The organism is Micromonospora sp. NPDC048947 (assembly GCF_040649495.1).
Taxonomy (GTDB): Bacteria; Actinomycetota; Actinomycetes; order Mycobacteriales; family Micromonosporaceae; genus Micromonospora; species Micromonospora alfalfae.
Genome location: NZ_JBEZFO010000001.1, coordinates 56,062 through 78,169, shown reverse-complemented (window position 1 = coordinate 78,169; position 22,108 = coordinate 56,062). Strand labels below are relative to the sequence as shown.

The 22,108-nt window shown below is 72.6% G+C and carries 22 protein-coding genes; 18 read left to right on the top strand and 4 right to left on the bottom strand.

All coding sequences use genetic code 11. The features are described from left to right. Positions 1-103 precede the first annotated feature (103 nt). Positions 104-1,678: a bifunctional NAD(P)/FAD-dependent oxidoreductase/class I SAM-dependent methyltransferase gene (locus AB0B98_RS00360; protein WP_357359517.1), complete on the bottom strand. Its 1,575-nt coding sequence runs from the start codon at positions 1,676-1,678 to the stop codon at positions 104-106. 78 nt (positions 1,679-1,756) lie between these two features. Between AB0B98_RS00360 and AB0B98_RS00355 the strand changes: the two genes are divergently transcribed. From AB0B98_RS00355 to AB0B98_RS00345, 3 genes are read left to right on the top strand one after another with little or no spacing between them, the layout of a single operon-like run. After that, positions 1,757-2,353: a helix-turn-helix domain-containing protein gene (locus AB0B98_RS00355; RefSeq protein WP_357359515.1), complete on the top strand. Its 597-nt coding sequence runs from the start codon at positions 1,757-1,759 to the stop codon at positions 2,351-2,353. Between the two features lie 55 nt (positions 2,354-2,408). Then, positions 2,409-3,272 (top strand): alpha/beta hydrolase, encoded by an 864-nt coding sequence (locus AB0B98_RS00350; RefSeq protein ID WP_357359513.1) that lies wholly within the window; start codon positions 2,409-2,411, stop codon positions 3,270-3,272. Positions 3,273-3,281: 9 nt separating this feature from the next. Further along, positions 3,282-3,650 carry a hypothetical protein gene (locus AB0B98_RS00345; protein WP_357359511.1) on the top strand — a complete coding sequence of 123 codons (369 nt, stop codon included), beginning with the start codon at positions 3,282-3,284 and terminating at the stop codon, positions 3,648-3,650. Positions 3,651-3,765: 115 nt separating this feature from the next. Here the strand turns inward: AB0B98_RS00345 and argJ are convergent, their stop codons facing one another. Next, on the bottom strand, positions 3,766-4,914 hold the full coding sequence (argJ, locus tag AB0B98_RS00340; protein ID WP_357359509.1) for a bifunctional glutamate N-acetyltransferase/amino-acid acetyltransferase ArgJ: 1,149 nt from the start codon (positions 4,912-4,914) through the stop codon (positions 3,766-3,768). A gap of 440 nt (positions 4,915-5,354) precedes the next feature. Here argJ and AB0B98_RS00335 point away from each other — a divergent pair, with 440 nt between their 5' ends. The 12 genes from AB0B98_RS00335 (at position 5,355) to AB0B98_RS00280 (ending at position 16,484) form a co-directional block, all read left to right on the top strand. After that, entirely contained in the window at positions 5,355-6,338 is a 984-nt protein-coding gene (locus tag AB0B98_RS00335) for a zinc-binding alcohol dehydrogenase (RefSeq protein WP_357359507.1), read from the top strand. Positions 6,339-6,340: 2 nt separating this feature from the next. Continuing rightward, positions 6,341-6,739, top strand: a complete 399-nt coding sequence (locus AB0B98_RS00330) for a 6-carboxytetrahydropterin synthase (RefSeq protein WP_357360547.1) — start codon at positions 6,341-6,343, stop codon at positions 6,737-6,739. Beyond that, positions 6,736-7,782, top strand: coding sequence for a glycosyltransferase family 4 protein (locus AB0B98_RS00325; RefSeq protein WP_357359505.1), 1,047 nt, complete (start codon positions 6,736-6,738; stop codon positions 7,780-7,782). The genes AB0B98_RS00330 and AB0B98_RS00325 overlap by 4 nt, the downstream gene beginning before the upstream one ends. Beyond that, positions 7,779-8,597 (top strand): class I SAM-dependent methyltransferase, encoded by an 819-nt coding sequence (locus tag AB0B98_RS00320; protein ID WP_357359503.1) that lies wholly within the window; start codon positions 7,779-7,781, stop codon positions 8,595-8,597. Before AB0B98_RS00325 ends, AB0B98_RS00320 begins: the two co-directional genes overlap by 4 nt. 66 nt (positions 8,598-8,663) lie before the next feature. Further along, positions 8,664-9,602, top strand: a complete 939-nt coding sequence (locus AB0B98_RS00315; protein WP_238669137.1) for a lysylphosphatidylglycerol synthase transmembrane domain-containing protein — start codon at positions 8,664-8,666, stop codon at positions 9,600-9,602. 58 nt (positions 9,603-9,660) lie between these two features. Next, the gene (gene ribA, locus AB0B98_RS00310) at positions 9,661-10,362 is read left to right on the top strand and encodes a GTP cyclohydrolase II (protein ID WP_238669138.1); all 702 of its coding nucleotides are present in this window, start codon (positions 9,661-9,663) and stop codon (positions 10,360-10,362) included. Further along, the gene (locus tag AB0B98_RS00305) at positions 10,359-11,084 is read left to right on the top strand and encodes a dihydrofolate reductase family protein (RefSeq protein ID WP_238669139.1); all 726 of its coding nucleotides are present in this window, start codon (positions 10,359-10,361) and stop codon (positions 11,082-11,084) included. The genes ribA and AB0B98_RS00305 overlap by 4 nt, the downstream gene beginning before the upstream one ends. Positions 11,085-11,205: 121 nt before the next feature. Next, positions 11,206-11,757: a DinB family protein gene (locus AB0B98_RS00300; RefSeq protein ID WP_357359500.1), complete on the top strand. Its 552-nt coding sequence runs from the start codon at positions 11,206-11,208 to the stop codon at positions 11,755-11,757. Positions 11,758-11,799: 42 nt separating this feature from the next. Next, positions 11,800-12,612 (top strand): TetR/AcrR family transcriptional regulator, encoded by an 813-nt coding sequence (locus tag AB0B98_RS00295; protein WP_357359498.1) that lies wholly within the window; start codon positions 11,800-11,802, stop codon positions 12,610-12,612. 10 nt (positions 12,613-12,622) lie between these two features. Beyond that, positions 12,623-13,081: a GNAT family N-acetyltransferase gene (locus tag AB0B98_RS00290; RefSeq protein WP_357359496.1), complete on the top strand. Its 459-nt coding sequence runs from the start codon at positions 12,623-12,625 to the stop codon at positions 13,079-13,081. Positions 13,082-13,183: 102 nt separating this feature from the next. Further along, complete coding sequence (locus tag AB0B98_RS00285) at positions 13,184-15,874, top strand: Hsp70 family protein (protein WP_357359494.1); 2,691 nt, start codon at positions 13,184-13,186, stop codon at positions 15,872-15,874. Positions 15,875-15,911: 37 nt separating this feature from the next. Continuing rightward, positions 15,912-16,484: a nucleosidase gene (locus AB0B98_RS00280; RefSeq protein WP_238669144.1), complete on the top strand. Its 573-nt coding sequence runs from the start codon at positions 15,912-15,914 to the stop codon at positions 16,482-16,484. A 10-nt stretch (positions 16,485-16,494) separates the two neighbouring features. On the opposite strand, the gene AB0B98_RS00275 is transcribed toward AB0B98_RS00280, so the two are convergent. Then, positions 16,495-17,679 (bottom strand): low temperature requirement protein A, encoded by a 1,185-nt coding sequence (locus AB0B98_RS00275; RefSeq protein WP_357359491.1) that lies wholly within the window; start codon positions 17,677-17,679, stop codon positions 16,495-16,497. 144 nt (positions 17,680-17,823) lie between these two features. Further along, entirely contained in the window at positions 17,824-19,005 is a 1,182-nt protein-coding gene (locus AB0B98_RS00270) for a low temperature requirement protein A (protein ID WP_357359489.1), read from the bottom strand. A 172-nt stretch (positions 19,006-19,177) separates the two neighbouring features. On the opposite strand from AB0B98_RS00270, the gene AB0B98_RS00265 reads away from it, so the two are divergent. From AB0B98_RS00265 to AB0B98_RS00255, 3 genes are all read left to right on the top strand, one after another. Beyond that, the gene (locus tag AB0B98_RS00265) at positions 19,178-20,041 is read left to right on the top strand and encodes a S1 family peptidase (RefSeq protein WP_357359487.1); all 864 of its coding nucleotides are present in this window, start codon (positions 19,178-19,180) and stop codon (positions 20,039-20,041) included. 163 nt (positions 20,042-20,204) lie between these two features. Beyond that, a complete protein-coding gene (locus tag AB0B98_RS00260) occupies positions 20,205-21,161 on the top strand; it encodes a sugar kinase (protein ID WP_357359485.1) in 957 nt (318 codons plus the stop codon). Positions 21,162-21,228: 67 nt separating this feature from the next. Next, the gene (locus AB0B98_RS00255) at positions 21,229-21,837 is read left to right on the top strand and encodes a bifunctional 4-hydroxy-2-oxoglutarate aldolase/2-dehydro-3-deoxy-phosphogluconate aldolase (protein WP_357359483.1); all 609 of its coding nucleotides are present in this window, start codon (positions 21,229-21,231) and stop codon (positions 21,835-21,837) included. Positions 21,838-22,108: the final 271 nt, after the last annotated feature.

Below are 22,108 nucleotides of genomic sequence, written 5' to 3'. Positions count from 1 at the left end.
TGTTCCCGCGCCGATCATGGAGTCGTGGTGCCGGAACTGTGGTGCTCCGCCACCTTTGTCATCCACCACAACTCCATGATCGACGCCTGTCGGTGGTGCGAGGTCAGCGTCGGCGGGCGACCAGTACCGCATCGTGGAGGGTGATGTCCTCACCGTTCTGGTCGGTGGCGAGGCGGGAGCGTTCCTCAGCCGCCAGCACCTCCCACTGGGACGGCGCCAGATCGGCGGCCACGTCCTGCGCGGTGTACATCATGTCCGGCATGTGCATCCGGTGCGCCGACCCCCACAGATCCGACGGGTGGTGCCCGACGATCAGCAGAACGCCGCCGGGTGCCACTGCCGCGGCCAGCCGGCCGAACAACTCCCGCCGCTCCGTCGGTGGCAGGTGCATGAACTGCGCGGACACCAGGTCGTACGCCTCCTCGGTGGGCGGCTTCTCCCGTAGGTCGGCGTGGGTGAACTCGATCCGGTCGCCCACGCCGGCGGTCTCGGCGTGTGCGGCGGCCCGGCTCAATGCGGTGGTGGAGATGTCCACCGCCGTCACCTGCCAGCCGCGCTCGGCCAACCACACCGCGTCGGCACCCTCGCCGCTGCCCACGTCCAGGGCGCGCCCCGGGGCCAGGTCGGTGACCTCGGCGACCAGTTGCGGGTTGGGCCGGCCACTCCAGACCGAGGGGCGGGACTGGTAGCGCTCCTCCCACGCCGGTTCCTCGAACGTCGTGGCCACCAACTCCCGGTACGCGGCCACCGCGTCGCGGGTCTCCTCGGCGATGAGATCGGCGTTGATCGCCGCCGCCGCGTTCAGGCCGGCCCCAGCGGACGTGATCACCTGACCGCGGATGTCGGCCACGTTGCCCGCGACCCAGACACCACTGACGGTGGTCGCGCCGGTGGCGTCGGTCGGGATCTGGGCGCCGATGACGTGCTCACCCATCGTCACCTCCTCCGGGGCCAGACCCAACCCCACCAGCATGTCGGCGCGGGGAGTCACCCGCGTCGCCACCACTATCGCGTCGAGCGCCACCACCCGCCCGTCGGCGAGCCGTACACCGGTCAGCGCGTCGTCGGTCACCTCCACAGCGGCGACCGGGCCGGGCACCACCGCGATGCTGCGAGCGGCGAGCCGCTCGGCGGTCTCCGCGTCCGGCGCCGGGGCGTCGTGTAGGAGGAGCAGCACGCTGGAACTCCACTGTCGCCACATCTCGGCCTGGTGCACGCTCAGCGGGCTGGTCGCCAGGACGCCGATCCGGCGGTCCCGAACCTCCCAGCCGTGGCAGTACGGGCAGTGCAGCACGTCGCGACCCCACCGCTCGGCGAGGCCGGGCACGTCGGGCAGTTCGTCGGTCAGGCCGGTGGTCACCAGCAGCCGGCGGGCCCGCACCGATTCCCCGCCGTCGAGGCTCAGCCGGAACCCGTCGTCGTCCCGGGTCGCGGCCTGCACCCGTCCGGTGCGGAACTGCCCGCCGTACCCCGCCACCTCGGCCCGGCCGATCGCGAGCAGCTCGCCCGGCGGCGTCCCCTCCCGGCCGAGGTAGTTGTGTATCCGGTCGGCCGGCGCGTTGCGCGGCTCACCGGAGTCGATCACCAGTACCGAGCGTCGGGCCCGGCTCAGCGCCAGGGCTCCGCTGAGCCCTGCGGCACCGCCACCCACCACCACCACGTCATATGTCTCGTCCACCGGTATATCTCCCTCTTGCTCTGTCGGCTGCGCCCACCATCCGTCGCCGTCGGCAAGGTGGCAACTATCCTTGCCGTTATGGCAAACGAGGACAGCGCCGCGCTGGCGGCCGTCGGCCCCCGGCTGCGTGCCCTGCGTCACCAACGCGGGACCACGCTGACCCAGCTCGCCGACCTGACCGGCATCTCGGTGAGCACCCTGTCCCGGCTGGAGTCGGGTAGCCGTCGCCCCACCCTGGAGTTACTGCTCCCGCTGGCGAGGGCCTACCAGGTGGCGCTTGACGAACTGGTCGACGCCCCCGCCACCGGCGACCCTCGGGTACGCCCCAAACCGCTAGTCATCCACGGCGTGACGTACCTGCCGCTGACCCGCCGGCCGGGCGGTGTCCAGGCGTTCAAGCAGATCTTCCCGCCGGACCCGTCCGCCGGGGGCCGAATCCCGCAGGCCCACGAGGGGTACGAGTGGCTCTACGTGCTCTCCGGCCGGCTACGCCTGCTGCTCGGCGACCGTGATCTCACGCTGACCCCGGGGGAGGTGGCCGAGTTCGACACCCGCATTCCGCACCTCTTCTTCAACCCCGGCCCCGGCACCGCGGAGGCCCTCAGTCTCTTCGGGCCGCAGGGGGAGCGACTGCACGTCCGCGCCCGCCCCGCCACGCCCGACAAGCAGCAGTGATCAGCTCGGCTTTCGTGAGCGGGTACGCCGGGACCGTCGGTGCGAAGATGGCCTGATGATCGATGCGGCATCCCGAGGCTCGACCGACCGGACCGAGCACCGCGACATCGTCGTCAACGAGGTCCCGGGCTTCCGCCCGCTGACGTTGGACCTCGCCGTGCCGGTGGCGGCGCCCCAACCGGCCCCGGTCCTGGTGTGGATCCACGGGGGCGCCTGGCTGTTCGGCTCGCCCAAACACCCGGCGGACTGGCTGATGGAGCTGGACCCGTTCACCGCCGCCATCAGTGCCGGGTTCGCTGTCGCCTCCGCCCAGTACCGGCTCAGCGGCGAGGCGCACTTCCCCGCCCAACTCGACGACGTCAAGGCGGCGGTGCGCTGGCTGCGCCGACACGGCGACACGGTGGGCGTGGACCGCGAGCGGATCGGGGTGTGGGGTGAGTCGGCTGGTGGACACCTGGCCTCGATGCTCGCGCTGACCGGCGACGACCAGGACGACAGCCGCGTCGAGGCGGCGGTCTGCTGGTACGCGCCGTCGAACCTGTTGACCATGCAGTCGCAGGCACACCCGGCCGGAACGATCGACCACGACGCCGCCGACTCGCCGGAGTCGCTGCTGATCGGCGCCCCGTTGGCGGACAACCCGGGCCTGGGCCGGGCGGCCAGCCCGATCACCCACGTCACCGACCAGGCCCCACCCATCCTGCTGATCCACGGCGACCAGGACCTGGTCGTACCGGTGGGGCAGAGCGAGGAGCTGGCCGCGGCGTTGACCGCGGCGGGCGCCGATGTCGAGTTGTCGGTGGTGCGGGGAGCCGACCACTGCTTCGCCGGAGTGCCGGTGGAGCCGCTGATCCGAGACACCCTGGCGTTCTTCACCCGGGTCCTCGCCCCCGACACCGGGGCGCTGCCGCCTCACTAGGGTGACCCGGTGACCGCCTACGACGTCGCCGCCCAACTGCCCGACATCGACCTGCTGCGGCAGCGCTGCAAGGCGTTGGCCGTGCTCGAGCGCATCATCGACGGCTGTGAGCCCTACTACGCCTACACCTCGAACTGGGGTGGGGACGAGGCGGCGTCGGCAGAGCCGGCACTGGGTCGGCGAGTTGGGCGCCGCGACACCGGGCTCGGTGACTGTCGATCTGCACGCCACGTCCGAATCGTGGCGGCTCGGCCAGCCGGTCCCGAAGCAGGTCGACCGCCGGATGGTCTACGACGTCGCGAGCAGGGCCTGGCGGTCGACCGAGGTGGTCGCGCCGCACCCGAATCGGTGATGTCGACAGTAGTGGTCGTGGGGTGACGTGCCGCAAGGGACCGGTTCCCCTCCGGTTCCTGCTGGCATCCCGCTGACCCGCGCGGCTCGGCTCCGAACGTCCGGGCGGTACCTCGGGGGTACCGCCCGGACGCATCGGCGCTCAGGTGGTGTAGTCAGCGTTGATCCGGATGTATCCGTCAGTGAGGTCGCACCCGTACACGGTGAAAGCGTCGGCGCCGATCCCCAGGTCCACCTCGATCACCACGTCGTCGCCTTCGAGGTGGTGCCGCAGCCGAACCAGGGTCTCCTCAGTGGCCGGTGTCGGATAGACCTCGATACCGCCGAAGCCGATCCGTACCCGTTGCTGGTCGATGTCCTCGTCGTCCTCGCACTTGCCGACCGCCATGGCCACCCGGCCCCAGTTCGGGTCCGCGCCGTGCACTGCCGTCTTCACCAGCGGTGAGTTGACGATGGCCTTGCCGACCCGCTTGGCCTGCTGGCCGTCCCGGGCGCCGCTGACCCGTACCTCGATGAGTTTGCTGGCGCCCTCCCCGTCGCGGGCGACCATCCGCACCAGATCCAGTGCGACCGTGTACAACGCCTGCTCGAAGTCGTCCAGATCCACCGGCCCGGCCAGGCCGTTGGCGAAGATGGCCGCTGTGTCGCTGGTGGAGGTGTCGGTGTCAATGCTGACCGCGTTGAAGGTGCGAGCGATAACCGACCGGAACACCCGGTCCAGGTCGACCGGCTCGATGCGCGCGTCCGTACAGAAGAACGTCAACAGGGTGGCCATGTTCGGTTCGATCATGCCGACGCCCTTCGCGACACCGACGATGCTCGCCGCTCCGCAGCTGGCCCGTACCACCTTGGGCGTGGTGTCGGTGGTCATGATCGCCCGTGCGACGCGGTCGAAGTCGGCAGCCGGAAAGGGCCACCGAAGCTCGGCCAGGCGCTGTCGCACCCGCGGCATCGGATACTGCTTCCCGATCACCCCGGTCGACGCGATGAGCAGCTCGTCGTCGTCCAGTCCGGCGGCGCGAGCCACGATGGACCGCACCTCGCGGGCGTTCTCCAGCCCTTCCTTGCCGGTGGCCACGTTCGCGTTGCGGGAGAGCACCACGACGCCACGGGCGGACGACGCCGACGCCGCCGAACGGCTGAGCACGACGCTGGGGCCGGCGAACCGGGAGCGGGTGAACACCGCGGCGCTGACCGCGGGCACCTCGGAGACCAGGGCGGTGAAGTCGTCCTCGTCCTCCTTGAGCCCGGCATTCGCGACCACCGCGCGGAACCCCTGCGGAACGATCATGTCCTGCTCCATCCTTCTCGTCTCGTCTCGGCCCGGTTCTGGCCCGCGAACTCCGCAGCGGGCGACGTCAAGGCTCACACCAGCCCGGACACCCGTGACCTGCCGGTCACCACACCGGAGCACCGGGGGAGCGACCTCCGGACGTCGGCGCGGCGCACGCCGAAACCCGCCGACGGGCAGTCGCAGCGGCCCGCCCTTCGTGACCCAACGTATCAATGAGGTAGCTATCCGACGGACGCCCGCCCGGAGCGTCCCACGGCGGTCCGCCGCACCGTGGCCAGACCGGACGACCTCGCAGCGAGGCAGGCCGGAATGGCGGTCCTGCCGGGCGAGCTTCGAACTGTGCGCACCGAACTTCCGTGTTTATGATCGACAACCCCCGACCGGGGATCCGACCTGGCCGATCGATTCGGCCCGGAGCAGAGCTGAGGTGCGCGACGGTGATCCGCGAGGCGTACGCCTGCTGGGTGCGCGAACCCGGGGTGGCCGAGATCCGGCCGGTGTCGCTGGCCGCCCCGGGCCCCGACGAGGTGCTGGTCCGCACCCGCTACTCAGGAGTGAGCCGGGGCACCGAGACGCTGGTCTTCGCCGGCCGGGTGCCCGCCGACCAGTACGCCACCATGCGCGCGCCGTTTCAGGAGGGCGAGTTCCCCGGCCCGGTGAAGTACGGCTACCTGAGCGTCGGCGTGGTCGAGCAGGGCCCGCCGGAGCTGCTCGGACGGACGGTGTTCTGTCTGCACCCGCACCAGAGCGCCTACGTCGTGCCGGTGAGTGCCGTGGTGCCGGTGCCGGAGGGGGTGCCGGCCGCCCGAGCGGTGCTCGCCGGCACTGTGGAGACCGCCGTCAACGCGCTGTGGGACTCGGCGCCGCTGGTCGGCGACCGGGTCACGGTGATCGGCGCGGGCATGGTGGGCTGCTGCGTCGCGGCGCTTCTGGCCCGGTTCCCCGGCGTGCACGTCGAGCTGGTCGACACCGACGCGCGTAGGGCCGGCGTCGCCGGGGCCCTCGGCGTCGACTTCGCCAACCCGGCCGACGCCCGTGGTGACCGGGACCTGGTCGTGCACGCCAGCGCCACCGCCGCCGGCCTGCAACAGTCGCTGGACCTGCTCGCCCCGGAGGGCACCGTCATCGAGCTGAGCTGGTACGGCGACCGCCCGGTGCAGGTGTCACTGGGCGGCGCGTTCCACTCCGGTCGACTCAGCGTGCGCAGCAGCCAGGTCGGCATGGTGGCACCCGCCCGACGGGGACGGCGCAGTTACACCGACCGACTGGCGCTCGCCCTGGACCTGCTCGACGACCCGGCCTTCGACGCGTTGATCACCGGCGCGTCGCGCTTCGCGGAGCTGCCCGACGTGCTCGACAGACTGACCTCGGGCGACCTGCCCGCGCTCTGCCACCTCATCACCTACGAAGACGGAGAGTGACAGTGTTCAGCGTGACAGTTCGGGACCACATGATGATCGCCCACAGTTTCCGAGGCGAGGTGTTCGGGCCCGCCCAACGGCTGCACGGCGCGACGTTCGTGGTGGACACGACGTTCCGCCGGCCGGACCTGGACGGCGACGGGATCGTGGTGGACATCGGCCTGGCCACCGAGCAGCTACGGGCCGTGCTAGGCGAGCTGACGTACCGCAACCTCGACGACGAGGCGGCCTTCGCCGGGGTGAACACCACCACCGAGGTGCTGGCCCGTACTGTCGCGGACCGGCTGGTCGAGCGGGTGCACGCCGGTGAGCTGGGCGCGGGGGCGCGCGACCTGAGCGGCATCACTGTCACCCTGCACGAGTCGCACATCGCCTGGGCGAGCTACGAGCGGTCGTTGTGACCGATGCGGGCCGGGCGGTGCACGTCGTCCTGCCCGGTGACATCGACGACCCGGCCACGCCCAGCGGCGGCAACGCCTACGACCGGCGGATCTGCGCGGGGCTGGGCGAGCGCGGGTGGTCGGTGCACGAGCATCAGGTGCCCGGCGCGTGGCCGCACCCCGACCCGGCCGACCTGGCGACGCTGGGCGGGGTGCTCGCCGCCGCCCCCGACGACGCCGTGGTGCTGATCGACGGCCTGGTCGCCTCGGCCGTGCCGGACCTGCTCGCCCCGCACGCCAGTCGGCTGCGCCTGGTGATCCTGGTGCACCTGCCGCTCGACGACGAGCCGGAGGCCCGCGCCCTGGCCACCGCCCGCGCCGTCGTCACCACCAGCGAATGGACATGCCGAGCCCTGCTGGCCCGCCACCCGGCCCTCGTCGGCCGGGTCCGGGCCGCGCCGCCCGGGGTGCGGCCCGCGCCGCCAGCGGCCGGCTCGGTCGCCGGCGACCGGTTGCTCTGCGTCGCGGCTGTCACCCACCACAAGGGGTACGACGTGCTGGTCGACGCGATGGCCACGCTGGTCGGCCGGCAGTGGACGATGGTCTGTGCGGGCACACTGGCCCGGGAACCGGAGCTTGTGCACCGGCTGCGCGACCGGTTGACCGGAGCGGGCCTCACCGAGCGGGTGCGGCTGGTCGGCCCGCTGACCGGCGCCGCGTTGGACGACGCGTACGCCGCCGCCGACCTGCTGGTGCTGCCGTCGAGAGGCGAGACGTACGGCATGGTCGTCACCGAGGCGCTGGCCCGTGGCCTGCCGGTGTTGACCACCGCTGCGGGCGGGCTGCCGGAGGCGCTGGGTCACGCGCCCGGCGGTGACCGACCGGGTCTGCTGGTCCCGCCCGGTGACCCGGCGGCGCTGGCCGCTGCGCTGATCCGCTGGCTGGACGACGACGCGCTGCGCGCCCGGCTGCGGCGTGCCGCTCTCGCCCGGCGCGACACCCTGACCGACTGGCCGGTGACCACCGCGTTGCTGGCCGGCGTGCTGAAGGAGGTGGCGGAATGACCGCCGAGGAGACCCTGCCGTTCGCCGACTGGCTGCGGTTGCGTGAGCCGGCCGACGCGGCGGCACGCGCCGAGGACCTGCTCGATGCCGTCCGGGCCCGGCTGACCGGGGACGGCCCGACGGTGATCCACGACCTGGGCAGCGGCACCGGGTCGATGAGTCGTTGGCTGGCCGCCCGGCTACCCGGACCACAGCACTGGGTGCTGCACGACCGGGACGCCGACCTGCTGGCCCGTGCCGCCGAGGGCATGAGAGGGGTGACCGCCGCCGACGGCGCCCCGGTCACCGTCCACACCCGCTGCGGCGACCTCACCCGGCTGACCGCCGCCGATTTCGCCGACGGTTCCCTGGTCACCGCGTCCGCGCTGCTGGACATGCTCACCGCGGAGGAGATCGAACGGGTGGCGGACGCCTGCGTCGGCCGACCCGCCCTGTTCGCCATCTCGGTGACCGGGCGGGTCCGGTTCACCCCGGCCGACCCGCTCGACGAGGCGGTCGAGGCCGCGTTCAACGACCACCAGCGGCGTACCGTCGAGGGCCGGCGGCTGCTGGGCCCGGATGCCGTCGCCGCCACCGCCGCCGCGTTCGCCCGGCGCGGCGTCGACGTGCGGGAACGGCCCAGCCCGTGGCGTCTCGGCCCGGAGCAGGCCGACCTGACCGCCGAATGGTTTCGAGGGTGGCTCGCGGCGGCCTGCGAGCAGCGCCCCGACCTGGCCGATCCCGCCCAGGCGTACGCCCGCCGTCGGTTGGCTGACGCGGCGGCCGGACGACTCACAGTGCTCGTCGAACACACTGACCTCCTCGCCGGTGGATGAACCGTTCACGCCCTGGGTACGTGCACTAGGGCAAGTGGACGATCTTCAAAGGGGAGGCCGGCGCCGATGTTCTGGGCCTGGGCACGAGTGGTCGGCGGGGTGGGTCTGCTCGCCGTCCTGCTGTGGCAGGTGGGCAGCGGCCCGTTCCTCGCCGGAGTACGACTGATCGACGCGCCGGCGTTGGCCGCGGCGCTGGTCATCGGGGTGCTCACCACCGTCTGCGCGGCGTGGCGGTGGAGCCTGGTCGCCGGCGGCCTCGGCGTACGCCTGCCACTGGCGACGGCTGTGGCGCACTGCTACCGGGCCGTGTTCCTCAACGCCACACTGCCCGGTGGGATGCTCGGCGACGTGCACCGGGCGGTACGCCACGGCCGTGACGCCGGTGACGTGAGCCGGGGCATCCGCGCTGTGGTTTGGGAGCGTGCAGCCGGGCAGGTGGTCCTGGTCGGGGTCGCGCTGGTGGTGCTCGCCGCCTTCCCGTCCCCGGTACGGCGGTACCTGCCGGTCGCCGCCGCGCTGCTCGTCGCCGGCGGGTTGGTCGTCGTGCTGGTGGCCAGGGTCCTTCCCAACGGTGGCGGGTCGCGTTGGGCGACGGCGCTGCGTACCGCCGTGGCGGACGTGCGGTCGGGGCTGCTGGCGCGGCGCACCTGGTTCGGTGTGCTGGTCGCCTCGGCCGTGATGGTTGCCGGTCACCTGGCCACCTTCCTGGTGGCGGCGCGCACCGCCGGATCGGACGCCCCGCTGTCCCGACTGCTGCCGTTGACGCTGCTCGCGCTGCTCGCCATGGGCCTGCCGCTGAACGTGGCCGGCTTCGGTCCTCGCGAGGGGGTGGCAGCATGGGTGTTCGGTGCAGCCGGTCTCAGCGCGGCCGAGGGCGTCGCCACCGCCACCGTCTACGGTGCACTGGTGCTGGTGGCCAGTCTGCCCGGGGCCGCCGTGCTGCTGGCCCGGCGGCGTCGAACTCCGGTCGCCGCCCGGGAAGCCGCCTCCGGCGGCGGATGTTGAGTCGGTTGTGAGACGGTACGCGTCGCCGGACGACGGTGACGCCGGACGAAGGAGTCCCATGCCCGAAGCATTGCCGGTTGCCACGATCCGCACGCAGGTCACGGTGCCGCTGGCGTTTCCGGATGGCTACACCACCACCGCCCGGGTGTTCACCTTCAAGGGCCTGGTGGACGGTCGGGAGCACCTGGCCCTCGGCCTCGGCGACTGGGCGGGCGCCCTGGACCGGCTGGCCGCCGGGGGAGCAGCCCCGCTGGTCCGTCCGCACAGCGAGTGCCTGACCGGCGACGTGTTCGGCAGCCAACGCTGCGACTGTGGGCCGCAACTGCGCGAGGCGGTGCAACGGATCGCCGAGACCGGCGGTTTCCTGCTCTACCTGCGACAGGAGGGCCGCGGCATCGGCCTGTACGCCAAACTCGACGCGTACGCGTTGCAGGACGCCGGGTTGGACACCTACCAGGCCAACGTCGCGCTGGGCCGGGGCGAGGATGAGCGGGACTACACGGCCGCCGCGCAGATGCTGGCCACGTTGGGCGTGCCGCGGGTCCGACTGCTGAGCAGCAACCCGGACAAGGCCGAGCAGTTGACCCGGCTGGGCGTGGACGTTGTCGAACGGGTGCTCACCAGCGTCTTCCTGTCGCCGGCCAACGCCGACTACCTGGCTGCCAAGGCGGCCAAGGCGGCGGAGGTCGAGGCGGCCGAGGCGGTCGAGGCGGCGGATGTGCTCGCGGGTCGTGCTCCTGAGCGGCCCGTCTCCCGATGAGTTGGCGGCCGGGGCCGGCGCGGCCGTACGTGCTGCTGAGTTGTGCCGCCTCCATCGACGGGTACATCGACGATGCCTCCGAGCAGCGGTTACTGCTGTCCAACGAGGAGGACCTGGACCGCGTCGACGCCGTCCGGGCCAGCTGCGATGCGATCCTGGTCGGCGCCGGCACCGTCCGACGAGACGACCCTCGGCTGCTGGTGCGCTCCCCGAGTCGACGGGCCGAGCGGGTGGCGGCCGGTCGGCCGGCCTCGCCCACCAAGGTCACCCTGACCGCCCAGGGTGACCTCGATTCGACAGCCCGCTTCTTCACCGCCGGTGATTCGGCCCGGCTCGTGTACTGCGCCACGGGCGCGCTGGAGAAGACCGAGGAGCGGGTCGGCCGACTGGCCACAGTGATCGACGCGGGTGAGCCCGTCGACCCGGGGTGGATGCTGACCGACCTGGCCGCGCGGGGTGTTCAGCGGTTGATGGTGGAGGGCGGCGGGACGGTGCACGCGCAGTTCCTCGCCGCCGGTCTCGCCGACGAACTGCACCTGGTGGTCGCCCCGTTCTTCGTCGGCGACGGCCGGGCGCCCCGGTTCGTCGGCGAGGGTCGCTTCCCCTGGCACCCGGGCCGCCGCGCCCGCCTGGCCGAGGCCCGCCAGATCGGTGACGTGGTCCTGCTCCGTTACGCCCTCTCCGCCCGCTGCCCGGCCGACCCTGCCCGCCCTATCGGTTGATCAGGGGTTTGGCGGGTGATTCGATGTCCGCGGAACCCGCCAACCTCGGGATCACCCCGACCGGTGGGGTGGGTGGGGTTATTTCGTGGACGGCAGTGCCGTGCCCCGACAGAATCTCCGGATGTCCGTAGCGCCCCTGGCCATCCTGCGCTCGCAGTTCGACCTGACGTGGTCGCTGTTCGAGTACCACCTTGAGCGACTCGATGCCGCTGACTTCCTCTGGGAGCCGACCGACCACTGCTGGTCGGTGCGGCAGAGCACCGACGGCACGTGGACCCCGGACTGGGCCGACACCGAACCCGACCCGGTCCCGGTGCCGACGATCGGCTGGCTCACCTGGCACGTCGGCTGGTGGTGGACAGTGGCGATGGACCATCTCCGGGGTGGACCAGCCCGGCAACGCACGGCCGTTGTCTGGCCCGGCCCGGGCGAGCCGAGTGTCGTCTGGCTGCGGGGCCTGCGCACCGAGTGGCTGGGTCTGCTCGACCAGCTCGGTGACAGCGACCTCGACCGCATCGCGACGTTCCCCTGGCCGGACGGGACCGACCACACCGTCACGCACACGGTCGGTTGGGTCAACTCGGAGCTGATGAAGAACGTCGCGGAGATCGGCCAGCTCCGGCTGCTCCGCGCCGCACGGACCGATCGGGGCGGCCCGGCTGCTCGCCCGTAGTACCTTCGTCACTGGCAGTGCCGTGACGAGGCTGGAGGCGGCGTGCTCAGTGTCCGGTGTGTCGAGTGCGAGGCGGAGCTGCCCGCCGGCGCCGGCCGGGGGCGCCCACGCCGCTACTGCTCCCGGCGCTGCCAGGCCCGCGCGTACCGCAGGCGTCGTGAGCACGGCCCGACCAGCACCCCGCGTCGAGTGCCGGACCTGCCCGCGCCGACCGGCGGCGACCCGCGTCTCCGGTTTGTCGCCCTCGCTGTCGAGCTGGCGGACGCCGGCGGCCTGGACGCCGTCTCCCTGCGGGTCCTCGCCCAACGCGCCGGCCTGCCCGCCCACGCCGTGTACCGGCACGTCCGGAACCGGGCCGACCTCCTCGCCGCCATGGCCGAGCAGATCACCGCGACCCGCCCGCCGGGCGCCGCGCCATTACCGCCTGATCCTCGCCAACGGCTCGAACGGCTGGCCGAGGACGAGTGGGCGATGTACCGCCGCCATCCCTGGCTGCTGGCCATCCTCGCCACCGACCGACCGCCGACCGGGCCGGCGGTACTCGCCATGGTCGACCGGGTGGTCGCGGCGTTCAGCAGCGCCGGATACGACCCGGCCGAGGCGTTCCGCGCCTACCTGGCGCTCAGCGGCTACATCCAGGGCATGGCCCTGCTCATCCGGCGCGATCCCGTCGACAACACCTACCACGCCTGGTGGTCGGCGACCCGCACCCGGCTGGAACGGACCGGTCGTACCCGCAACCGACAGTGGCTGGTCGCGGCCGGGCAGACCAGACCCGACACCGACCTGGACACGTGGTTCCAGTTCGGCCTGCGCGGGCTGCTCGACGGCCTGTTGCGCGGCCCGTCTCGGTAGGGTTGCCGGCGTGCCGCGACTGGTGAAGGTCACGCAAGACAACGTGGATGCCGCGTGCCGGGTGAGCGTGCGGCCCGACCAGGAGAAATTCGCCTCTCCGGTCGCCTGGTCCCTCGCCGAGGCGTACGTGCAGCCCGAGATCGCGTGGCCGCGTCTGATCGTCGAGGATGACGAGATCGTCGGCTTCCTGATGGGCTTCTTCGACATCGTGTGGGATCCCGCCCACCCGGACGACAGGCGCTCGGGGCTGTGGCGGCTGAACATCGCCGCCGAGCACCAGGGTCGGGGGTATGGCCGCTTCGCGGTGCAGGCCGTCCGCGACGAGGCCCGCCGACGTGGGCACTACCGCGTCTACACAACGTGGAAGCCGGGGCCGGACGGCCCGGAGCGGTTCTACCTGAAACTCGGGTTCCAGCTGACCGGGGAGACCAGCGAGGACGAGGTGGTGGGCGTCCACTCGACCCACTGATCGGACGCCGTCGACCACCCCGGACCGAGTGATCAGCAGTGCGGCGGGGCCTGCGTACGATGCGGGGTCGAGTTCCCCTCGTCGCGGCGGAGGTATCGGGCAATGGCAGGCCAGCACGAGGGTTTCGCTCTCGGCATCGACCTCGGTACGTCCAACACGGTCGCGGTGCTGCGCTGGCCGGACGGGCGGACCCGTCCGCTGCTGATGGACGGTCAACCGCTCAGCCCGTCCGCTGTCTACGCCGACCCGGACGGCACCCTGCACACCGGCTGGGACGCGCGCCGGTTGGCGCAGGCCGACCCGGCCCGGTTCGAGGCGAACCCGAAGCGTCGGGTGGACGAGCCGACAGTGCAGCTCGGCGACCGCGCGTACCCGCCGGCCGACCTGCTCGCCGCGGTGCTGGCGACGGTCGGCCGCGCGGCGGTGGACGCTGTGGGTTTCCTGCCGCCGGCCGTGGTGACCTGCCCGGCCGCCTGGGACGCGACGCGGCGGCAGGTCCTCGCCGACGCGCTGCTGCGGGCGGGCTGGCCGCAGGCGGCCGAGCACACCCTGGCCGGGCCGACGCCGCCGGGCACCCGGCTGCTGCGGGAGCCGGTGGCCGCCGCCCGCTACTACACGCAGGTGCTGCACCGTCCGGTGCCGGTCGGCGGGGCGATAGCGGTCTTCGACTTCGGTGGCGGGACGCTCGACGTCGCGGTGCTGCGCAACGAGGGCGCCGACCCCTGGGGGGACTCCGGCTTCAGCGTGGTCGCCGACGGTGGCCTGCCCGACCTGGGCGGCCTGGACCTCGACGCCGCGTTGGTGCGGCGGGTCGGTGAGTTGGTCGGTGAGCGGCACGCCGCGCAGTGGGCCCGGCTCACCCGGCCGGTGGATCCGGCACAGCGCCGCGACCAGGTCCGGCTCTGGGACGAGGTACGTGGTGCGAAGGAGACCCTGTCCCGGTCTGCTGTCGCCCCGGTGGCGGTGCCGGGAGTGGCCGAGACGATCCAGCTGACCCGGGCGGACGTCGAGCGGGTGGCCACACCGCTGCTGCGCCGGGCGGTGCAGCGGGCCCGGGAGGTCATCGCCGCCGCCGGGCTGCGCCCCGATCAGCTCGACGGGCTGTTCCTCGTGGGCGGGTCGTCGCGAATCCCGCTGGTGGCCCGCATGCTGCACGCCGAGCTGGGGATCGCGCCGACGGTGCTGGACCAGCCCGAGTTGCCGGTGGCCGAGGGCGCTCTGACCGACCTGCCGCTGCGCAAGCCGCTGCCCGCCCCGGCGTACGCGGGATCGCCACTCGCACCACCCGCGCCCGCTCCGGTGAGCCCGCCGGCCCCGGCCGGAGCGCCCGCGCCGGTCGTACCGTCGCAGCCCTGGCCGGGATCCACCCCGCCGGCGGGCCCGCCCCCCGGGCCGGGCCTGGCTGGCGCCACCCCGACGCCACCTGTCGGCGCGACCCGCTGGCGGAGGGCGCGCTGGGTGGTGCTCGGCGCGGTGTTGGCCCTGGCCGGGGTGGCCACCGCGGCGACGCTCTACCTGACCCGGGACCGCTACCCGGATCTGGAGTTCGCCTCGCTGCGCGAGCTGTCCCGGCTGTCGGCCGGCGCCGAACGGCCGGTCGGCATGTGGACTGCTGTGCTCGACGACCGGGCCTACCTGGCGTTTCCGCTGCCCGACGACCGGCTCGAGGTGGTGGCCGTCGACGCGGGCAACGGCCGCGAGGTGTGGCGCGAGCAGACCGACGTGCGGGCCGACGACTGGGAGGCGATCATCGCCGTCCCCGGGGCGGTGGCGGTCCTCGCCGACGCACCGGGCGACAGCACCCCCCGACCGCTGGCCGTCCTCGACGGTCGTAGCGGCGAGCAGCGCTGGCAACGCGTTCTGCGTGGTGACGACGACGTCTACTTCAGCGACGACACCGCGGTGGTGGTGGACCGGGCCGCTGACGAACTGGTCGGCCTGCGCCTGACCAACGGCTCGGCGAAGTGGAAGCAGCCCAACCCCCGCGGCCAGTACGTCGGTGGCCGTACCGTGGTCCGGCCGGTCGGCACCGACGCGGCGGCGGGCGGGCCGGCCTTCCTCGACGGCACGCCCCGCAACCCGTGGGTGAGCAAGGGGCGGCGACTGGTGCAGGTGGGTGCGGACCGGTCGGTGCGGCTGCTCGACATGGCGTCCGGCGCGGTGCTGCGCCAGTGGGGCAGCGTCGCCGACCTCGACGACCTGGTGGTCGCCCACGAGGACCGCCTGTACGTGGCCGCCAACGAGGGTGGTTACCAGCTGCTCTCGTACGACCTGGGCTCCGACGCCGAGCCGGTGGTGCTGCACCGTTCCGGCAACGACGCGTTCCGCCCGAAGGAGCTGGTCGCCTGCGGTGAGCGGCGGGCCTGCCTGTTGCAGGTGCCGGACAATGACGTCGCGCGCACCGAGGTGGTCGCGGCCACCGAGGGCGAGCGCATGATCAGGTGGTCGGCGCCGGGCGTGACCGGGCTGGTCCCGTTGGGTGAGCAGGTGCTCGCCCAGCGGGAGTTGCCGGAGCCGACCGTCACCGTCTTCGACGCCGCCGGCGAGCCGGTGCTGCGGGACCGGGGCGGGGTGGCTGTCCGTCTGGACGCCGGCAACCTGCTGGTCTTCGCCAAGGCGCCCAGCGTGGTCGCTGACAACCGGGTGCTGGCCGGGGTGTGGGCCGAGTCCGGGGAGGTCGACGAGTTGGGTGAGCTGAAGGACGTGCGCAGCTCGTCCTGCTCGTGGAACACCCACGTGATCGCCTGTGGCGCGGAGAAGGACTTCGTGCTGTACCGCTTCTCCGACGACTGACGTCAACGGCCCACCGGTCGGCTCGTACGATGCTCCGGTGAATCTTCGAGGTACGGTCCGCGCCGATCGTCCGTTGGTGGTTCTTGCCGTGGGGGAGGAGGCCCGCTACCTGCCGCCCGAGCTGCCGGTCCTGCTCACCGGCATGGGCAAGGTGAACGCCGCCAGCGCGGTGGCAGCGGTGCTGGCCGCCGGGCCGCGCCCCACCCTGCTGCTCAACCTGGGTACGGCGGGCGCGTTGCGTCCCGGCTGGGCCGGCATCCACGAGGTCGCCACAGTTCTTCAGCACGACCTGGACACCGACCTGCTGCGCACGCTCACCGGCGAGACCTACGGGGCGCCGCTGTCGCTGGCCGCCGAGGGCGCGGTGCTGGCCACCGGTGACACCTTCGTGGCCGACGACGCGGAGCGGGACCGGTTGGCGCAGCGCGCCGACCTGGTCGACATGGAGGGGTACGCGGTGGCCTGGGCCGCGGCGCAGGCCGGCGTGCCGTGCCGGCTGGTCAAGCAGGTCAGCGACGAGGCGGGGGAGGGCGCGGCCCGGACCTGGCAGGAGTCGGTGGACGCGTGCGCCCGGGACCTTGCCGACTGGGCCGGTCGATACTTCGGCTGAGCCTGGCGGGTCAGTCGTCGGGTTGCCGCAGCCGCAGGCCCGGTGTGGTCTCCCGGGCCGCTCCGGGAATCAGGATGTGCGCCGCCAACGTGAGCGCCACGACTGTGGTGACCAGCAGCGGCGGCCAACGGCCGGCCCACGGCAGCGTCAGCAGCGGCAGGGGGAGGCAGAGCATTCGCCGCCACGGCAGGAGCCTGGACACCAGCAGGGTGAACAGGGCGCGGCCGATCACGAACAGCGCCGGGCCGCCCAGGATCAGTAACAGCCACCCCACCGGCGTGGTGCCGGTCGGCCGGGTGACGACCAGGTCGAACGAGGCCGCCGTGGCGACCACTCCGGCGAGCATCACCAGATGGGTGTAGGGAGCCACTCGCGCCGGCCGGCCCGACTTCGGCCCGGCCCCGGCCTCCAGCAGCTCGCCGGCGCGGAAGACGTAGACCTGCCAGAGCAGCAGCATGATGGCGAACGCGCAGAACAACGCGCTGACCCGGAGCCCGGCCAGCGGGCCCCGGCTGACCTGCAGCGTGGGAACCAGGATGATGTCGCCGAGGGCCAGGATGATGAATTGCTGGTACCGCTCGCCCAGATGTGCTGTGGTTCGCTCGTACTGTTCGAACGGCACCCGGCCCAGCCAGGGCGTGGGGTAGCGGGCCGCCGCGGAGATCAGGTCGATCATGATGGCGATGGTCCAGAGGGCCCAGTTCACAGTGCCGGACACCGCGCCGGTGATCCAGAAGACGCCGGACACCACGAACCAGAAGAAGAACCGGGTGGCCCTGACCATGGCCAACCGATGTCGCTTCCGGTACAACGTCGTCACCAGGATGACGCCGCGGATCACGTGCGTGCCGACGTAGGAGATCGCGAAAACCATCGCGTGCCCGTCGGAGACCATCGGCAACGATGCCGCCATCCCCACCGAACCGACCATGGCGACCATCAGGATGGTCTGGATGGGGCGCTGCTGCGGGTCGTAGAACTCGGTGGTGGTGGAGGTGACCGACCAGGTCCACCAGATCGCTGTCAGCATCAGCAGGACCATCGCCGCGCCGGACCAGTTGTGGACTTCCGCGAGCAGGGTCGAGGTCAGCGCGAGCGAGGCCACGAAGACCACGTCGAAGAGCAACTCCAGCAGCGTGGCCCGCGTGGAACCGTCCGGCCGGCGTACCAGTGCCGCGGTGCCTCCGGTGGTCATGCCCGGCCTCCCGCCGTGTCTCCGAAAATTATCGGCGGTGCCGGCGCGGCCCGTCCTCGGATCGGCGATTCCGGCCGCCCGGGGAAGGCGGCCGGAGGTTCCCACGGCGAGCACCGGTCGACACGTCGGCCGAACAAGCAGGGGTCAGTCGTCGGATTGCCGCAGCCGCAGGCCGGGCGTGGTCTCCCGGGCTGCTCCGGGAAACAGGATGTGACCGGCCAACCCGAGTGCCACGATCGTGGCTACCAGCACCGGCGGCCAACCGCCGGCCCACGGCAGCACCAGCAGCGGCAGGAGTTGCCAGGCAACTCGCCGCCACGGCATGACCCACGACACCGCCAGGGTGAAGAGGACGCGGCCGACCACGAAGAGCGTCGGGCCGGCGATGATCAGGACGAGCCACGGCACCGGCGTCGTTCCGGTCGGCCTGGTGACGACCAGGTCGAAGGTGGCGGCAGTGCCGGCCACGCCGGCCAGCATGACCAGATGGGTGAACGGGGCCAGTCGCGTTGCCCGGCCCCCGTGGGACCCGGCCGCCACCAGCAACTCGCCGGCGCGGAAGACGTAGATCTGCCAGAGCAGCAGCATCGTGGCGAAGGCGCAGAGCAGGGAGGCGAGCCGGAGGTGGTCGAGATGGCCCCGGCTGACCTGCAGCGTCGGCAACAGGATGATGTCGCCGAGGGCCAGGATGATGAACTGTTGGTACCGCTCGCCCAGGTGCTCGGTGGTCCGCCCGTACTGCGCTATCGGCACCCGGCCCAGCCACGGTGTGGGGTAGCGGGTCGCCCCGGCGACCAGGTCGATGGTTATGGCGATCGCCCAGAGCCCCCAGTTCGGAGTCTCTGACAGCGCGCCGAGGACCCAGAGGGCGCCGGACACCGTGAACCAGAAGAGAAAGCGGGTGGCCCGTTCCCGTGCCGTCCGGTGCCCCTGCCGGTGCAGGGCGGTGACCAGGATGATGCAGCGAACCACGTGCGTGCCGACGTACGAGATCACGAAGAGCAGCAGATGCGCGATGCTGACCATCGGCAGCGATGCCGCCATCCCCACCGACCCGACCATGGCGATCATCAGGATGGCCTGGATCGGGCGTTGTTGCGGGTCGTAGAACTCGGTGGTGGTCGTGGTGACCGACCACGTCCACCAGACGGCGGTCAGCATCAGCAGCAGCTTCGCGCCGCCGGACCAGGAGAGCTCTTCGGACAGCAGTTTCGATGTCAGTGCGAGGGCGGCCACGAAGACCACGTCGAAGAGCAACTCCAGCAGTGTCGCCCGGGTCGACTGGTCCCGCCGACGTACCAGCGCCGCATTCCCTTTGGTGGTCATGCCTGGCCTCCCGCCGCGTCTCCCGAGGAATTATCGGCGGCCCCGGCACGGGTCGTCCCCGGATCGGCGATTCCCGCCGGTCGGGGAAGAGGGCGGCCGGAGGTTGCCACGACGTCGGGCACCGGGCGATGCTTTTCTGCATCCATTAATCTCGATCTCTTCGGAGGTTCGGATGCGCCGCTCCCCACTGGCCGCCCTCGTCCTGACCACCCTGCTGCTCGTCGCGCCCGGCGCGGCGCAGGCCGCCGTCCCCGACCGGGCCGCCGCGCCCGCCGCCGACCCGACGGCCACGCTGACCGGGGTACGCACCACGGGCACCGCCTGGGGTCTGGACCCCGCCACCGGCCGGATGACCCTCACCGTCGACGACACCGTGGCCCCCAGCGAACTGGCCGCACTGCGGGCGGTGACCGACCGGGCCGGCGTGCTGCTGCGCCGCGAACCCGGAACGCTGCGCCCCCTGATCGCCGGCGGGCAGGGCATCTACGGCGGCGGTGGCGCGCGCTGCTCGCTCGGCGCGAACGCCCGCAGCGGCAGCACCTACTACGTGATCACCGCCGGGCACTGCACCACCGCCGCCACCACCTGGTACGCCGACAGCGCCCAGACCACAGTGCTCGGCACCCGCACCGCCACCAGCTACCCCACCAACGACTACGGGCTGATCCGCTACACCGGCGGGATCGCCCACCCGAGCGCGGTCTACACCTACCCCGGCCTGCTGACCATCAACGGCCCCGGCAACGCGTACATCGGTCAGGCGGTGTGCCGCAGCGGCAGCACCACCGGCGTGCGCTGCGGCACCGTCACCGGCCTCAACCAGACGGTCAACTACGCCACCGGGGTGATCTACGGCCTGATCCGCACCAACATCTGCGCCGAGCCGGGGGACAGCGGCGGGCCGCTCTACGTGGCCTCCACCGGCAGGATCCTCGGCATCCTCTCCGGTGGCACCGGCAACTGCACCGCCGGTGGCACCACCTACTACCAGCCGATAGCTGAGGTGCTGGCCGCGTACGGGCTGACGTTGCCCTGAGCGTAGAGGTGTGACGTGCGACGGGTTGCCCGTCCCGCGCCGGACACCTAGGCTCGGCGACGCCCAGCACCCCCGCCGCGAGGACGTGTGCCCGATGCCGACCGCCCCCCGACCTGACCGGCCGAGTGTTCCGGCAGGCCTCCCGTCGATCGAGGTGGCCGCCGTGGGGGAGACGATGGTGGTGCTCTGCCCCGCGCCGGGTGAGCCGCTGGAGCACGCCGAACGGGTCGCCGTCTCGGTCGGTGGGGCCGAGTCCAACGTGGCCGGTTACCTGGCCCGCCTGGGACACCTGACGACCTGGGTGAGCCGGGTCGGCGACGACCCCTTCGGCCGGGCCGTCATCCGGCACGTCGCCGCCGCCGGCGTCCGCGTCGACCAGGTGTGCGTGGACCCGGCCGCCCCCACCGGCCTGTACGTCAAGGACCCGGGCCCGGAGGGGACCGCCGTGCACTACTACCGGGCCGGGTCGGCGGCCGCCCGGATGGACCCCGCCACGCTGGCCGACCCGGCGCTGTCCGGTGCCCAGGTGCTGCACCTGTCCGGAATCACCCCCGCGCTGTCCGCGTCCTGCCGGGCGCTGGTCGAGCACGCGGTGACCGACCGGCCGCTGGCGCAGGCCTTGGTCAGTTTCGACGTCAACCACCGGGCCCGGCTGTGGCCCGCCGAGCAGGCCGCGCCGGTGCTGCGCGACCTCGCCAACCGCTGCGACCTCGTCTTCGTCGGGCAGGACGAGGCGGAGACCCTGTGGGGCACCAGCGACCCGACGGCCGTACGTGAGCTGTTGCCCGATCCGGAGACGGTTGTGGTCAAGGACGGCGCGGTGGGCGCCACCGCACTGGTCCGCGACGCCGAACCGGTCTTCGTGCCCGCGCCCCGGGTGACTGTGGTGGAGCCGGTCGGCGCCGGAGACGCCTTCGCCGCCGGCTACCTGGCCGGGCTGCTACGCGGCCTCGACCCGGTGCGGCGGTTGCGCCTCGGTCACCTCGTCGCGGCGCAGGCGTTGACCAGCAGCGGCGACAACGCCCCGGTCCCGCAGTGGGCCTGGTTCGAGAAACTCCTCGACGCCCCCGCCGACGCCTGGTCGCCACTCGACCTGACCGACCCGGGCGCGACGACCTGAGTCGGGTCGTCGGGTTGCGACCCGACCAGCAGCAACAGTCCCACCGCGACCTCGGATGGAGTGCACCATGACCACACCGGACTTCGACCACATCTTCGGCGGCGCCCGGGTGATGGCGATCCTGCGCGGCCTGCCGGTCGCCGAAACCGTTCGGCTCGCCGAGCGTGCCTGGGATCTCGGCATCGACGTGGTGGAGGTGCCGGTGGCCACCGCCGACGCGGTGCCGGCGCTGCGGGCCGCCGTCGAGGCGGGCGCCGAGCGCGACCGGATCGTCGGCGCCGGCACCGTGCTCGACGTCGAACAGGTCGCCGCGGCGGCCGACGCGGGCGCCCGGTTCACCGTCGCGCCCGGCCTGGACCTCGCGGTCGCCGACGCCGCCGCCGCGCGTGGCCTGCCGCACCTGCCCGGTGTGGCCACCCCGACCGAGGCCCAGCAGGCACTGCGGCACGGCCTCACCTGGCTCAAGGCGTTCCCCGCGATCTCCCTCGGGCCGGCCTGGTTCAAGGCCGTCGCCGGCCCGTTGCCACAGTTGCGCTTCGTCGCCACCGGCGGCCTCGACGCCAGCAACGCCGGCGCGTTCCTGCAAGCAGGCGTACGTGTGGTGGCCGTCGGATCCGCCCTCTCCGACCCCACCCAACTCGACGCCCTAGCCAAGCTAACCCGCCCCACCCTCTAACCCGCCCCGCCCCCGACCCCGCCCCGCCCCGCCCCCGCCCCGCCCCGCCCCCGCCGCGCCGATCTTGCACTTACGGTCGCCGATACGTCCTGATTCGCCACGTTGGTCGCGACACAAAGTGCAAGATCGGCGCGCGAGGTGGGGTGGTGGCGCGCGGGGAGGGGGCGGGGTCGTGGCGGGGTTGTGCCATGGCGTAAGTGCGTCGGGGTTGGGGGCGGGGTTGGGGTGGGGTCTGCGTCGATGCTGTGGTGCGTACCACTTCTCGACACAA